Annotated in this window: 14 protein-coding genes and 1 pseudogene; 4 read left to right on the forward strand and 11 right to left on the reverse strand. The window is 64.5% G+C overall.

Translation table 11 applies throughout. From position 1 onward, the window contains the following. Window positions 1-159: 159 nt before the first annotated feature. The 10 genes from RGUI_RS05345 to RGUI_RS05390 all read right to left on the reverse strand — a co-directional run bounded on the left by RGUI_RS05345 (window position 160) and on the right by RGUI_RS05390 (window position 9,856). Window positions 160-621, reverse strand: coding sequence for a BLUF domain-containing protein (locus RGUI_RS05345; protein WP_172841085.1), 462 nt, complete (start codon window positions 619-621; stop codon window positions 160-162). Further along, a complete protein-coding gene (locus RGUI_RS05350; RefSeq protein WP_081532100.1) occupies window positions 618-1,946 on the reverse strand; it encodes a bifunctional diguanylate cyclase/phosphodiesterase in 1,329 nt (442 codons plus the stop codon). Before RGUI_RS05350 ends, RGUI_RS05345 begins: the two co-directional genes overlap by 4 nt. A gap of 105 nt (window positions 1,947-2,051) precedes the next feature. Continuing rightward, complete coding sequence (locus tag RGUI_RS05355) at window positions 2,052-3,167, reverse strand: class I SAM-dependent RNA methyltransferase (RefSeq protein WP_081532101.1); 1,116 nt, start codon at window positions 3,165-3,167, stop codon at window positions 2,052-2,054. Window positions 3,168-3,292: 125 nt separating this feature from the next. Beyond that, window positions 3,293-4,696 (reverse strand): Do family serine endopeptidase, encoded by a 1,404-nt coding sequence (locus tag RGUI_RS05360; protein ID WP_253799098.1) that lies wholly within the window; start codon window positions 4,694-4,696, stop codon window positions 3,293-3,295. Window positions 4,697-4,913: 217 nt separating this feature from the next. After that, window positions 4,914-5,108: a DUF2065 domain-containing protein gene (locus RGUI_RS05365; RefSeq protein WP_081532102.1), complete on the reverse strand. Its 195-nt coding sequence runs from the start codon at window positions 5,106-5,108 to the stop codon at window positions 4,914-4,916. Further along, window positions 5,105-5,974: a protease modulator HflC gene (gene hflC / locus RGUI_RS05370; protein WP_081532103.1), complete on the reverse strand. Its 870-nt coding sequence runs from the start codon at window positions 5,972-5,974 to the stop codon at window positions 5,105-5,107. Before hflC ends, RGUI_RS05365 begins: the two co-directional genes overlap by 4 nt. A 3-nt stretch (window positions 5,975-5,977) precedes the next feature. After that, on the reverse strand, window positions 5,978-7,093 hold the full coding sequence (hflK, locus tag RGUI_RS05375; RefSeq protein WP_081532104.1) for an FtsH protease activity modulator HflK: 1,116 nt from the start codon (window positions 7,091-7,093) through the stop codon (window positions 5,978-5,980). 83 nt (window positions 7,094-7,176) lie between these two features. After that, a complete protein-coding gene (gene gor / locus RGUI_RS05380) occupies window positions 7,177-8,535 on the reverse strand; it encodes a glutathione-disulfide reductase (protein ID WP_081532105.1) in 1,359 nt (452 codons plus the stop codon). A gap of 10 nt (window positions 8,536-8,545) precedes the next feature. Beyond that, entirely contained in the window at window positions 8,546-9,328 is a 783-nt protein-coding gene (gene rpiA / locus RGUI_RS05385; protein ID WP_081532106.1) for a ribose-5-phosphate isomerase RpiA, read from the reverse strand. Between the two features lie 93 nt (window positions 9,329-9,421). Continuing rightward, on the reverse strand, window positions 9,422-9,856 hold the full coding sequence (locus tag RGUI_RS05390) for a MarR family winged helix-turn-helix transcriptional regulator (protein WP_081532107.1): 435 nt from the start codon (window positions 9,854-9,856) through the stop codon (window positions 9,422-9,424). 75 nt (window positions 9,857-9,931) lie between these two features. On the opposite strand from RGUI_RS05390, the gene RGUI_RS05395 reads away from it, so the two are divergent. The 4 genes and pseudogenes from RGUI_RS05395 to RGUI_RS05410 all read left to right on the forward strand — a co-directional run bounded on the left by RGUI_RS05395 (window position 9,932) and on the right by RGUI_RS05410 (window position 12,383). Continuing rightward, window positions 9,932-10,375: a hypothetical protein gene (locus tag RGUI_RS05395; RefSeq protein WP_081532108.1), complete on the forward strand. Its 444-nt coding sequence runs from the start codon at window positions 9,932-9,934 to the stop codon at window positions 10,373-10,375. A 63-nt stretch (window positions 10,376-10,438) separates the two neighbouring features. Then, window positions 10,439-10,615: pseudogene (locus tag RGUI_RS22060) on the forward strand (serine dehydratase beta chain); the annotation flags it as partial. Window positions 10,616-11,048: 433 nt separating this feature from the next. After that, window positions 11,049-11,396 carry a NifB/NifX family molybdenum-iron cluster-binding protein gene (locus tag RGUI_RS05405; RefSeq protein ID WP_081532110.1) on the forward strand — a complete coding sequence of 116 codons (348 nt, stop codon included), beginning with the start codon at window positions 11,049-11,051 and terminating at the stop codon, window positions 11,394-11,396. Between the two features lie 72 nt (window positions 11,397-11,468). Next, window positions 11,469-12,383: a DMT family transporter gene (locus RGUI_RS05410; RefSeq protein ID WP_081532111.1), complete on the forward strand. Its 915-nt coding sequence runs from the start codon at window positions 11,469-11,471 to the stop codon at window positions 12,381-12,383. On the opposite strand, the gene RGUI_RS05415 is transcribed toward RGUI_RS05410, so the two are convergent. Beyond that, window positions 12,355-13,032, reverse strand: coding sequence for a thiamine diphosphokinase (locus RGUI_RS05415; RefSeq protein WP_081532112.1), 678 nt, complete (start codon window positions 13,030-13,032; stop codon window positions 12,355-12,357). The two genes, RGUI_RS05410 and RGUI_RS05415, sit on opposite strands and share 29 nt — an antisense overlap. Window positions 13,033-13,045 lie beyond the last annotated feature (13 nt).

Consider the following 13,045-nt stretch of genomic DNA (forward strand, 5'->3'; position numbering starts at 1 on the left):
CGCGCGACCTTCGATCAATGCGCCGGCTTCACCATATCGCGTGGCCGTGGGATCGGCCCATTGATGTCGCGGCGGCCATGCGGCCTTGTCCCGCGCCCGGGTCCCTCGCGCAAGGCTCCCACATCGGTGCGGAACCCGCAGGTGCGGGGCGTGCGGGGCCTACTCGGCCGCCGCGCCGTACCGGTCGAACTGCGACCGTTCCCGCAGCAACTGCCCCAGCAGGGCCACCGTCTTTTCGCCGGCGGCGTCATGGGCTGCGACGGTCGCCTCGCCCTGCAGAACCTCGTGAATGGCCGCGATCAGCGTATCATCCTCGACCACACCGGCCGAGGCCATGCCCCAACCGCCGAAAGACCGCTGGGCAATCGGTTTGCTGAACAGCACCTGCACCTCGCTGTGGCGCGGGTCGCGGACGATGCGTTCGAACAGATCATCGAGCTTGTCGCTATCGCCCTCCAGCACCTGGGCGAAATAGCCTTGCGAACAGACCAGCGCCCCGGTGATCCCGCGCGCGGCGTTGCGCACATTGGCGGCCGAAACGATTTCGGCAACCACGGCGGGAAAATCACCGTTGATCATGTTCCTGCTGACATAGGCCATGGAGATCAGTGACTCCGTCATGCCCCTACACTCCTTTGTTGCGTTTCCAAGACGTCCTGCAGCGGGCCAAGTTCCATCGGCGCCGCGAAATGATACCCCTGACCGAAATCGACCCCCATCGACTCGATCCGTTCGGCCTGCCATGCCGCTTCGATGCCTTCGGCAACCGTTTCCAGCGACAGCGCGAAGGCAATCGCCTCGATTGCACCGATCAGCCGTTCGGCATCACCGGGCCGGTCGGGCTGCATCGTATCGACGATGGACTTGTCCAGCTTCACCCCCGTGAAAGGCAGCGTCACAAGCCGGGAGAGCGAGGCCTCCCCGGTTCCGAAATCGTCGACCCATATCTTCAGGCCGAGCTTTGACAGCGCCTTCACCCCGTCGTCGATGGGCGAGCCCAGCACATGTTCGGTGATTTCAAGTTCCAGGCGCTCGGGCGCGATGTTGCCGTCCCCCAGCAAATCCCTGATCTGCAGGGAAAGCCACTCATGTCGGCTCAACTGGCATGGGGGGATGTTGATGGCGGCCGAGACATCCTTGGGCAACTCCGCCAGCGTGCGGATCGTGACCCGCAGCAGCCACAGGGTCAGCGCATCCATAAGCCCCGCCCGCTCCGCGATGGGCAGGAACAACGTCGGGCTGATGACGCCACCGGAATCCGCAAGCATCCGGCACAGCACCTCAACGCCCTTGATCCTGCCGGTCGCCAGATCGACCTTGGGCTGGAACACCGGGAAAAGCCGCGCGGCACGCAAAGGGTCCGGCACGATGTTACCCTGTTCCAGCAGGGCATCGCGCAGATCGTTCTCGATGGTGAAGACGCTCGCCGCCGCCGTCTTCATCTCGGGCGCGTAGCAAAGATGGCCAGGGCCCGTGCGCTTGGCGGCGCTGAGGGCGATGCCCGCAAGATGCAACATGTCCAGACCGGTGGCGAGGTCGGACGTGCCTTGGACAGAGCCGACATGAATGCCCAGCCGCAACTCCCGACCGCACAGCATGAACGGGCTGGAAAACAGATCCTGCAATCGCTTGATCGTGCCGGTGAAACCGTCGTCCCGGTCCACGAGTATTGCGAACTCGTTCCCGCTGATCCGGCCGATGGCGTGGGCGTCGCGCGCGGCCCCCTCGATCCGGCGGGCGGCCTTTGTCAGCAACTCATCCGCCTTGAGCGGGCCGAAACTGTCGTTGACCTCATCGAAGCGGGCGAGATTGAGCAGGATCAACCCGAACCCAACCGCCCCGCGACGCGCCACGCGGCGCTGCAGACAGGCGACGAAATCGCTCCGGGTCAGAAAGCCCGTGGTCGGATCCAACAAGGAGCCGACGTTGCACAGGGTACCGTCCATTCACGCGCTCCGCTCAGCTTATCCGTCACCTTAGGATGCGGGGCGTAAACAAGCGTTGAGGCGAAAAGATGAAAAACGCGCGATATGTGTAAGATGCAAACGACCTCAGGGCAGAGGTCCGGCGCGGAAAAGCTGCACCTTCAGACTGCCATGGGGCACTTTCGGCCCGTCGGGGGCAAAGGGCAGCCCGGTGGACCGCGCAAGACCGGCATCGCTTGTCACGATGCCGACCCGCCAGCCCCGGAACCGCTCGCGCAGAATCTCTCCCATACGGCCGTAGAGCGCGAACAGAAGCTTGCGATTGCCGATCCGCCCGCCATAGGGCGGGTTGACGATGACCAGACCGGGCGGGCCGTCGGGCGGGGTCAGATCGCTGACGGGTTGCTGGGCAAAGGCGATGACGTCGGCCACGCCAGCCCGTTCGGCGTTCTCGCGGCTGGCCTTGATGGCACCGGCATCGCGGTCGAACCCGAAGAACCGATGGGGGGGCGGCGCGACCGGTTGCGCGGCCCGCATGGCCTGCCACGCGCTTGCATCGAAGGTGGCCAGATCCTCAAAGGCGAAGCGGCGCGACCGGCCCGGGTGGAGACCGGCGGCGATCTCCGCCGCCTCGATCACGAAGGTGCCCGATCCGCACATCGGGTCGACCACGGGTTCGTCCCCGCGATAGCCGCACTCCCGCAGGAACAGCGCGGCCAGATTTTCGCGCATCGGCGCCTTGCCGACCGCTTGCTTGTGGCCGCGACGGTGAAGCGGTTCGCCCGATGTATCCACGCTGAAGGTCACAAGGTTGTCGTCGATCCGCGCCAGCAGGCGCACCTCCGCCTCGGCCGAAATCGGCACGCCGGCAACATCGCTGATGGCCCGTTCGATCCGCTGCGCGGCTGCGCCCGCATGGTAGATCTTCGATTTCCGGCAGGTCACTTCGACATGAAGGGGCCTGTCGGGGCGCAGAACATCGCGCCAGGGGAACTTTCGGGCGCGCTTGTCGAGTTGCGCAAGGTGGAACGCCCGGAACCCACCAACCCGGACCAGAACGCGCGCCGCCCCCCGCAATTCGAGGTTGGCCCGCCAGACCTCGGGCCAATCCCCGCGCAAGGTGACGCCGCCCGGCCCGGGCGTCGGCTCGGCGAAGCCTTTTTCGATGGCCTCCGCGCAAAGTGTCGGCTCAAGCCCCGGCGGGGCGACGAGGAAGATCTCAAGATCGGATGTCGTATCCATTTCACCCGAATATCCGGCGCAGGCAGCGCGGACGAGGGTAAACTTCTCCATCACCACGCCCAACCATGGCCGGAACGAAAAAAAGGGGCGCCAAAGCGCCCCTTCCGCATTCGAGAGCTGTCAACTCAGTCCGAAACCGACAGCGCGACAAAGCGCGGTTCACCCTGACGCCGCACCAAAAGCAGCAGCGACTTGCGCCCGGCGTCGCGTGCATCCTCGACCCGCTTTTCAAGATCGGCAACGGTGGTGACCTTCTGCTGCCCGGCCTCGGTGATCACGTCGCCCGCGCGCAGACCCTTTTCATAGGCCTCGCCGGTCTCATCGATGTCCTTGACCACCAGACCTTCCATCTTGGCGCCAAGATCCATCTGCTCGCGCAGCGCATCGGTCAGCGGCACAAGGGTCATGCCCAGCATCTCTGTCTGCTGCGGCGCCGCATTCGGCGTGGCGGCAGCCGGCACCGCCGCTTCGGCCGTTTCACGCCGGCCCAGCGTCACCTTCAACGTCTTGGTCGCGCCATCGCGGAACACCTCTACCCGGACGGCCTTGCCGACGGCGGTGTTGCCGACCTGACGAACCAGACCGCGGGTGTCTTCCACCTGCGCCCCGTCGAAGGACAGGATGACATCGCCGGATTCCATGCCCGCCGCAGAGGCCGGACCTTCCGGAACGTCGGTTACCAGCGCGCCGCGCGCCTCATTCAACCCCAGCGCCTCGGCCATGTCGGCGGTCACGTCCTGAATCCGCACACCCAGCCAGCCGCGGCGGGTTTCGCCGAACTGCTTCAACTGATCCACGACATTGGTCACCACGCCCGAGGACATCGCGAAACCGATCCCGATGGAGCCGCCATTGGGCGACAGGATCGCGGTGTTCACGCCGACGACCTCTCCGTCCATGTTGAAAAGGGGCCCGCCGGAATTGCCACGGTTGATGGCCGCGTCGGTCTGGATGTAGTCGTCATAGGTGCCCGACAGCGCACGACCGCGGGCCGACACGATCCCGGCGGAAACCGAAAAGCCCTGCCCAAGCGGGTTGCCCATGGCCATGACCCAGTCACCCACGCGCATCAGGTCGGAATCGCCGAACGGGACATAGGGCAGCGGATCGTCACTGTTAACCTTCAACAGCGCGATATCGGTGTTGGGGTCGGTACCGATGACCTTGGCCTCCAGTACCTCGCCCGAGAAGAACTCGATCTCGATCTCGTCGGCCTTCTCGATCACGTGGTTGTTGGTGACAATGAAACCATCCGGCGAGATCACGAAGCCAGAACCCAGCGCCTGGCTGCGCCGGGGCGGACGGTTGCCGTTATTGCCGTCGGGGTTCATGAAATCGCGGAAGAAATCCTCGAAGGGGGAGCCCTCGGGGACCATCGGATTTACGCCCTGATGGCCAGCAATCACCGTCGAAGTGGTGATGTTGACCACCGCCGGGCTGACCTTTTCTGCAAGATCGGCAAAACTGTCCGGCGCCGATCGCGCCAGCGCAAGACTGGCCTGCGCCATCAGAAGCGCGACCGCCAGCATCAGCCCCCAAACCGGACGCAGTCGCGCGGGGGCCTGCGCGACGGGGATGGAAATGGCCTGCGATGTCACGAAGATATCCTCCTGCAAGTGACGTTTCCGGCCCGCCGCATGTCTGCCCGGGCCATCTTGCCCCGACATATGGGCGCCGAAAATCCGGCGATGCAACCCGGGCGCCGTCGCATCCTGTCAACTGACCGTGATGCCCTGCGGCAGTGTTTCACCCCGCAAGCGTTCGGGCAAGCCAGACAAGCGCCGTGCCCGCCGCGACCGCACCCAGCCCGATCATGCGGCGTGTGTCGGGCGGAATCTGTCGGATCAGCTCCAGCGCCTCGTCCAGACGCGAAGGGGCCAGTGCGAACACCAGCCCCTCCACAACCAGAACCAGCCCGATGGCCAGAACGATGAAACTCACGGCCGGTCGGCCTGCTTGAGATACTCGAAGAATTCGCTGTCGGGCGACAGCACCATCGACGAGTTTTCACCCCGCAAGGCTTTGCGATAGGCATTCAGCGAGCGATAGAATTCGAAGAACTCCTCGTCTGCACCGAAAGCCTCGGCAAAGATACGGTTGCGTTCGGCATCGGCCTGACCGCGGACGATCTCGGCCTCCCGGCGGGCGTCGGAGACAAGCTCCACCACCGTCCGGTCTGCCTGTGCACGGACGCGCTGTGCCGCTTCTTCACCGCGCGCGATCTCGTCGGCGGCTTCCCGTTCCCGCTCGGCCCGCATCCGGGCGAAAGTCGCCTCAAGGTTCTGTTCCGGCAGATCGGTGCGTTTCAGACGGACGTCGATGATCTCAAGCCCCAGGTTCTGAGCCTCACCCGCGGCCGCGTTACGAATGCGCAGCATCAGCGCCGCCCGGTCCGAACTGAGGATGTCGTTGGACGACACCGAACCCAGGATTTCTCGGGTCGCGGCACGCAGCAAGCTGTCGAGGCGGGTTTCGGCGGCACCGATGCCCCCAACGCCAACGGCCTGACGGAACCGTACCACATCGGCGATGCGGTAGCGGGCGAACGCATCCACCACAAGGCGGCGGTCGTCCAGCGGCGTGACCTCAAGCGGGTCGATATCGCGGCTGAGGATCCGGTCGTCGTAGCGCACGACTTCCTGGATGAACGGGATCTTGAGGGCGAGGCCCGGCTCTTCCTTCACGGCCTTGACCTGGCCGAACTGGAGAACCAGCACCTTTTGCCGTTCGTCCACGATGAACACCGCGGAGAGCACGACCAGAAGGGCCACGACGACGACGGGGATCAGAAATGCAGTCTTCTTCATCGATCAGTTCCCCCCGCTGCGGCGCAATTCGTTCAACGGAAGATAGGGAACGACCCCGCTGGAGCCCTGTGCCCCCTCGTCGAGGATGATCTTGTCGATCCCGCCAAGGACCTCTTCCATCGTTTCAAGATAGAGACGCTTGCGCGTGACCTCGGGCGCCTTCTGATACTCCTGCAGAACGGCAGAGAACCGGCTGGCCTCACCCTCGGCCTCGTTCACGACCTGCGCGCGATAGCCCTCGGCCTCTTCCAGCAGCTGGGCGGCCTCACCCCGTGCGCCGGCGACCACGCGGTTGGCATAGGCGTCGGCCTGCTTCTCAAGCCGGTCACGTTCCTGTTCTGCGGCCTGAACCTCGCGGAAGCTGTCGATCACCTCCTGCGGCGGGTCGGCCTTGTCGAAGTTCACGCGAACGACATTCATGCCGGAGTCGTAGCTGTCGAGCGTCGACTGGATCAGATCCTTCAGCTGCGAGGCAATGGCCCCACGGTCGCGGTTCAGGATCGGCGCCAGTTCGGACTGGGCGATGATCTCGCGCATGGCCGATTCCGACACGGCACGGATCGTCGTTCTGGGGTCGCGCAGGTTGAACAGGAACTTGGCCGGATCGTTGATGTTCCAGACCACCTGGAAATCGATGTCGACGATGTTTTCGTCACCGGTCAGCATCAGACCGGCATCGCCGCCAATGCGGCCCACGCCGATGTCTTCGGTGTTTTCACGGGTGACCGGGATCACCTCGTAGCTGACGACCGGCCAAGGCGCGAAGTTCAGACCGGGCTGACCGGTTTCAAGATAACGCCCAAGGAACAGCTCGACCGACTGCTCTTCCGGCTTGACGGTGTAGAAGGAAGAGAACAGCCAGATACCGATGGCTGCAAGCAGGCCCAGAACGATACCACCCTTGGTCAGCTTCGGGGCACCGCCACCGCCGCCACCATTGCCGCGGCCGCCCATCAGAACGCGCAATTGTTCCTGCCCCTTGCGCATCAGTTCGTCGATTTCGGGAATCTGGGGCGGTTCGTCTCCGGGTCCGCGGCCACCGCCGCCTCCGCCCCTGTTGCCGCCGCCGCCCTGGTTGGAGCCTCCGCCCCCCCAAGGCCCGCCACTGTGTCCAGCCATCTAGGGTGTTACCTCTTTTCTTGGTCTGTCTCGGTCGGGTGTTCTTTTGCGTCGTGCCTTAACTGGTTGTCAAAGGCTCGAATTCAAGCCGTCCTGACCGGCGCTTTCATGGTCACGAGTTCTTCGGCCATCGTGGGATGAACCGCAACGGTCCGGGCGAAGGCCTCTTTCGTCGCGCCCATCTTGATCGCGATGCCCGCAAGCTGGATCATTTCACCGGCATGATCGGCCACGATATGGCAGCCCAGAACCTTGCGCGTGTCGGCACAGACGATCAGTTTCATCAGCACGCGGTCCTCGCGCCCGGCAAAGCTCGTCTGCATGGGGCGGAAGGCTGTGGCATAAACCTCGATCGGGCCAAGGGCGCGGGCCTCTTCTTCGGTCAGGCCGACCGTCCCGAATTCGGGCTGGGTGAACACCGCGCCGGGCACCAGCGTGTGATCGGGGCGGGTCGGGTTGCCCTTGAACACCGTCTCGACGAAGGCCGCACCTTCCCGGATCGCCACCGGGGTCAGGTTGATGCGGTCGGTGACGTCGCCCACCGCAAAGATCGAAGGTACGGAGGTTTGGGAATACGCGTCGACCTCGACCGCGCCATTGTCCTTCAGCCGAACGCCTGCCTCGGCCAGACCCAGCCCATCGCTGTTGGGCGTGCGCCCCGTGGCATACAACACCTGATCATAGACCGCATCATGCCCGTCGGTGGACTTGACCCACAGCCTGTCCTCGACCTTTTCGATCCGCTGCACGATGGTGCCCAGCCGCAGGTCGATACCGGAATCACGCATCGCGCCCGCGATATGGCCCCGGGCTTCTTCGTCAAAACCACGCAGGATTTGCGCGCCGCGATAGTATTGCGTGACCTCGACCCCAAGTCCGTTCAGGATGCAGGCAAATTCGCAGGCGATATAGCCGCCACCCACGATCAGAATTCGTTTCGGCAATGCCTCGAACTGGAACACCTCGTTCGAGGTGATGGTGTGTTCACAACCGGGGAAGTCTGGCACATAGGGCCGCCCGCCGGTGGCGATCAGGATATGGCGGGCCGTCTTGGTCGTCCCATCGGCCAACCGCACCGTATGCGCATCGGCCAGTGTCGCGCGGGTATCGAAGATCTCTACCCCGGCCTTTTGCAGGTTGGTTCGATAGATATTCTCCAGCCGGTCCAGTTCGGCATCCAGCTTGGCGCGAAACGCCGGCCAGTCGAACGTGCCGGTGGTGACCTCCCAGCCATAGGCACGGGCATCCTGCATCGCGCTGCGGAATTCCGAGGCGAAGACCATCAGCTTTTTCGGCACGCAACCGCGGATCACGCAGGTTCCGCCCATGCGGTATTCCTCGGCAAGGCCCACGCTGGCACCGGCTTCGGACGCCGCAAGGCGCGCGGCCCGGACCCCGCCCGAGCCGCCACCGATGACAAAGAGATCGTAGTCGAAGGACATGCCCCTCCCCTTACAGATCGGCGAAGATGTTTTCGTTCACGGCGAAATCGACGACGTCGGTCTCGGTCGTGCCGGCACCCATGTCGCGAATTTCGACCTCACCTTCGACATTGCCGATCAGGACGATGTCGCAGATGTCGATGAACAGGCCATTTTCCACCACGCCCGCGATCTGGTTCAGCATCATGGCCAGCTTGCGCGGATTGGCGATGCTTTTCAGGTGCAGGTCGAGAATCCGGTTGCCCTCATCGGTCACGAAGGGCGTGTCGCCGTCCATGCGCAGGGTCACATCGCGGCCCAGAACGTCCTGACCCTCCAATGCCTCTTCGATCAGGGCCATGGTGGTCTGCCAGCCAAAGGGGATCACCTCGACCGGCAGCGGGAAGGCCCCCAGTTTCGCGACCTCTTTCGAGGGGTCGGTGATCACGATCATCTGGTCCGACGCGGTGGCCACGATCTTTTCCTGCAAGAGCGCACCGCCGCCGCCCTTGATCAGGTTGAACTCGGCATCGAATTCGTCCGCGCCGTCGATGGTCAGATCAAGGCGCCGGGCCTGATCGAGAGTGATCAACTCGATCCCGACCTCGCGCGCCAGATCGGCGGTGCGCGTCGATGTCGGCACGCCCTTGATCTTCAGCCCCTCCTCGCGCACCCGCTCACCCAGGCACCGCACCATCCAGGCCGCTGTCGAGCCGGTTCCAAGCCCGACCTGCATGCCGTTGTCGACGAAGTCCACGGCCCGCCGGGCAGCGGCGAACTTGGCCTTGTCACTCGGGGAAAGTGCTCCGCTCATATATGTCCACTCCTCGCTGGTCATCGCCCTTATAGGAGAGTCGGCCCAGTGCTGCGAGTGGCAATTCGCTTTCGGTCCGGGTCCGGTGCGGCCTTATCCTGTGCGCTTCATCCGGTCGATCACCCGCGTCATCAAGGCCATGAGCGCCGCCTGCTCATTCGGGGACAGCGCGGCCATGGCCTCGGCATTCTGGGCCGCGGCGGCCGCGGTCGCGGGCGCTTCCATGGCGCGGGCGGTATCGGTGAGAAAGACGCGCCTGATCCGCCGGTCCTTTTCATCCCCGGTCCGCGTGATCAGGCCGTCACGCTCCATCCGTGCCAGAGTGTTCGCCATCGTCGCCTGCTCCACGTCCAGCCGGCTTACCAGATCGCGCTGCGTCAACCCCTCCTCGCGCCAGAGTTCCAGAAGAACCATGAACTGCGCCGGGGCTAGGCCCAGCGGCGCGATGCGCCGGGCAAGGCCCTTTTCGAACAGCCGCGCCATGTGGTTGGCCAGAAACCCGGCCGATGCGTCCTTGCAGAAGGTCATGTGCAGAACTGAACATTGCATAGCACGCTATGCAATGACATTCTAAATAGCATGCTATCTTATTGGAGATGACCCATGTCCCCCAAACTGCACGCCGCCGCAGGCGCACTCGGCCTCACCCTCATCGCCACGTTCTGGACGTCGACCGTGCTGGTCGAAACGCTGGGCACCCCCACACAGGTCGCCGCGGTCAAACAGGCCATCCTCTACGCACTGGCCCTGCTCATCCCCAGTCTCGCCCTCGCCGGGGCGGGGGGCGCGCGACTGGCACGCAGCCATCGCGGACCCGTGGTCGCCACGAAAACGCGGCGCATGCGGCTGGCGGCGCTGAACGGGGTCCTGATCCTCGTGCCGTCCGCGGTCTTCCTTGCATCGAAAGCGGGCGCCGGCGCGCTCGATACGGGCTTTTACGCGGTGCAGGCGCTCGAACTCATGGCCGGGGCTGCAAATTTCGCGCTGCTCTCAGCCAATATGCGGGACGGGATGGCGCTTGTCCGGCGGCGGCAACCCGTTCGGTAATGTCGCTTTCGGATCGGCAAAGCAGCGCGAACGCCCCTGCCTTGGGACGGGGAGGCCCCGCGGATGTCTCTGTCCGTCTTCAAAGTCTTCACAATCGGCATCGGCCCGTCATCGTCGCGCATGATCGGGCCGATGGTGGCGGCGGAGCGGTTTCTCGACCCGCTCAGCGCCTACCCCTTCCACGCGCATGGTCTGCGCGCATGGCTTCATGGCTCGCTTGCCTTCAGCGGGGTCGGTCATGTCCGATTGCATCGCGCGCGGGCTGACCACCGATGGCACCCTGCCGGGCGGCTTGGCCGTCAACGTGCCGAATTTCTGAAGCCGCATACGAAGGCTGCTGAGAAAGCACACGACATGCGTCTACGGTCGAAAGCTTTCGGAACATCGTCCCGAAGCTGGTCCGGGCGACCAGCCCGGGCCGCGCCCGACCCTCCCCCGGGAGGGCGCGGCCCTGCTTGCCTTGATCCATCGTTGCTTTCAAGGAACGGTTTTCTCTTGCGACCGCGGGGTTTTCTTGGTTTTTCAGTAGCCTGCTAAGGCTTCCCCCAAAACCCGACTCAAAACGTGCGGATTGGTGATGAAGTCACCGACAGGCCGATCTAGACGTGATGTATCGGGGTGTCATTTCATCGGACCTGCCTGAACCGAATCGCCAAAACCCAAGGACCACCCCATGCGCATCGCCGTCGCCAGTCAGAATTTCCGCACCGTTACCCCACATGTCGGCAAGACCCGCCGGTTCCTGGTTTTCGAGGCCGAGGCAGGCGCGCCCATCCGGGAGGTCGACCGCCTTGACCTGCCCATGGGCATGGCGTTGCACGATTTCAACGGCGAAGGGCATCACCCGCTTTACGACATGTCCGCAATCATCGCGGCCAGCGCCGGGGCGCGGTTCATCGACCGCATGGCGCGCCGCGGGATCACGGCCGCCGCGACCTCCGAAACCGATCCGGCTGCGGCGGTCGAAGCGTTTCTCAAAGGAACACTGCCCGACGCGCCCCCGCACGACCATAACCACTAACCCCCGCCCCGCGCGCGACCCAGGATACGACTCCCGCTGGACACGGACGGGCCGGCAAGGCACATCGCGGGCATGACACAGGGTTCCGACCGCCCGGTGATGGGCGTCCTTCTGATGATCGGCTTTGCCGTCACCGCCCCGGTGATGGACAGTTTCGCCAAGTTCGCCGCAGACGAAATCCCCGTGGGGCAGATCGTGGCAGCGCGGTTTTCCCTGCAGGTGCTTATCCTGTTCCCGGTGGCCGGACTCATCGGCAAACTCGGGCGCCCCAACGCGGCAGAGGCCGGTCTGCACCTGATCCGCGCAGCGCTGATCCTGATGGCGACCAGCGCCTTCTTCACGGCCCTTGGCAGCATGCCGCTGGCCGACGCCATCGCGATCTTCTTTGTGGAACCGTTCATCCTGACGGTTCTGGGCGCGCTCTTTCTTGGTGAAACGGTTGGCTGGCGCCGGATACTGGCCTGCCTTGTCGGCTTTGCCGGGGCGCTCCTGATCATCCGGCCGAGTTTTTCCGCGTTCGGGCCGGTCGCCCTTTTGCCGTTGTTCACGGCCTTCTGCTTTGCCAATTACGTCGTTCTGACGCGCCGCGTCGCCCGGCAGAGCCATCCCGTCGCCCTGCAGGCGTGGACCGCGCTCGCTGCCGTGCTGATCGTGGTGCCCGTGCTGGCGGTGTTTTCGGGGTCGGGCGCAGGTCCGCTCGACATCGTGATGCCGACTGGGCTGTTCTGGCTCTGGCTTGCCGGTGTCGGGCTTGCTGCCACGGTCTCGCATCTTTTCATCAGCGCCGCGGTCAGCCTTGCCCCCGCCGCGACCATCGCGCCGCTGCAATACCTTGAAATCGTAGCGGCGACGGCGTTGGGCTATGTTATCTTCAATGATCTGCCCGATACGCAGTCGGTCGTCGGCATCGCAATCATCATCGGTGCCGGGCTTTATGTGTTCCTGCGCGAACGGCACCTCAACCGCCCGCCACCTCCACCGCCATAAGCGCCTCGGCAACCGGTGTCAGGAATTCAACCGGTAGCAGGACCGCCATGCCCGGCCCATCCATCGTCAGCCGCACCGGCCCCGTGACCTCGTTCGATGTCCCGATCCGCCCCCCCGGCGCGAAGGCGATCCCGTCAATGGGCCAACGCAGCCCACCGCTTTGCCCCGCAACGTGCGCCATGGGGAACAGCGAAAACCGGGTGCCGGCGGGCAGGTCGAGGTCCAGCTGCCGAGGACAAACAAAGCAGATATCGTCATCCCCGATCAGGATGGTGCGTTTGTGGGGATATCGCACCAGCGTGTTGAGCGCGGCCAGCGCGTGATCGAAACGGTCCCCCAGAAACCCGACGCCAAGGATCAGCCGCGCCTCGACCGATCGCAGGCACTTCTCGAAATCGGTGCTGTCCTGCTCCGCCACCGGAAACTGGCGGTCCTTGGGGATCGCAGCGCGCGCAGCGGCGGAGATGGAATCGAAATCCCCGATCACCGCATCCGGCATGTGGCCGGCCGCAAGCGCGATATCGGCGCCGCCATCCGCCGCGACCAGTGACGGGGCCAGATCGAGGGCGCGCGCGAGGTCGGAGTGATTCACCGCGCCCCCGCCCAGAATGGTGATCTTGTCCGAAACGAGGATCAATTGTGGCGACATGGTGGCATGAATG

Origin of the sequence: Rhodovulum sp. P5 (assembly GCF_002079305.1) — a bacterium.
Classification (GTDB): Bacteria; Pseudomonadota; Alphaproteobacteria; order Rhodobacterales; family Rhodobacteraceae; genus Rhodovulum.

Excerpts from the sequence above, each read along its gene's own strand:
- RGUI_RS05360 (WP_253799098.1), bottom strand. The coding sequence starts at position 4,696 with ATGCTGGCGGTCGCGCTTCTGATGGCGCAGGCCAGTCTTGCGCTGGCG.
- RGUI_RS05345 (WP_172841085.1), bottom strand. The coding sequence starts at position 621 with ATGACGGAGTCACTGATCTCCATGGCCTATGTCAGCAGGAACATGATC.
- hflC (WP_081532103.1), bottom strand. The coding sequence starts at position 5,974 with ATGAAGAAGACTGCATTTCTGATCCCCGTCGTCGTCGTGGCCCTTCTG.
- RGUI_RS05355 (WP_081532101.1), bottom strand. The coding sequence starts at position 3,167 with ATGGATACGACATCCGATCTTGAGATCTTCCTCGTCGCCCCGCCGGGG.
- RGUI_RS05415 (WP_081532112.1), bottom strand. The coding sequence starts at position 13,032 with ATGTCGCCACAATTGATCCTCGTTTCGGACAAGATCACCATTCTGGGC.
- gor (WP_081532105.1), bottom strand. The coding sequence starts at position 8,535 with ATGTCCTTCGACTACGATCTCTTTGTCATCGGTGGCGGCTCGGGCGGG.
- RGUI_RS05395 (WP_081532108.1), top strand. The coding sequence starts at position 9,932 with ATGTCCCCCAAACTGCACGCCGCCGCAGGCGCACTCGGCCTCACCCTC.
- rpiA (WP_081532106.1), bottom strand. The coding sequence starts at position 9,328 with ATGAGCGGAGCACTTTCCCCGAGTGACAAGGCCAAGTTCGCCGCTGCC.
- RGUI_RS05405 (WP_081532110.1), top strand. The coding sequence starts at position 11,049 with ATGCGCATCGCCGTCGCCAGTCAGAATTTCCGCACCGTTACCCCACAT.
- RGUI_RS05350 (WP_081532100.1), bottom strand. The coding sequence starts at position 1,946 with ATGGACGGTACCCTGTGCAACGTCGGCTCCTTGTTGGATCCGACCACG.
- RGUI_RS05390 (WP_081532107.1), bottom strand. The coding sequence starts at position 9,856 with ATGACCTTCTGCAAGGACGCATCGGCCGGGTTTCTGGCCAACCACATG.
- hflK (WP_081532104.1), bottom strand. The coding sequence starts at position 7,093 with ATGGCTGGACACAGTGGCGGGCCTTGGGGGGGCGGAGGCTCCAACCAG.
- RGUI_RS05410 (WP_081532111.1), top strand. The coding sequence starts at position 11,469 with ATGACACAGGGTTCCGACCGCCCGGTGATGGGCGTCCTTCTGATGATC.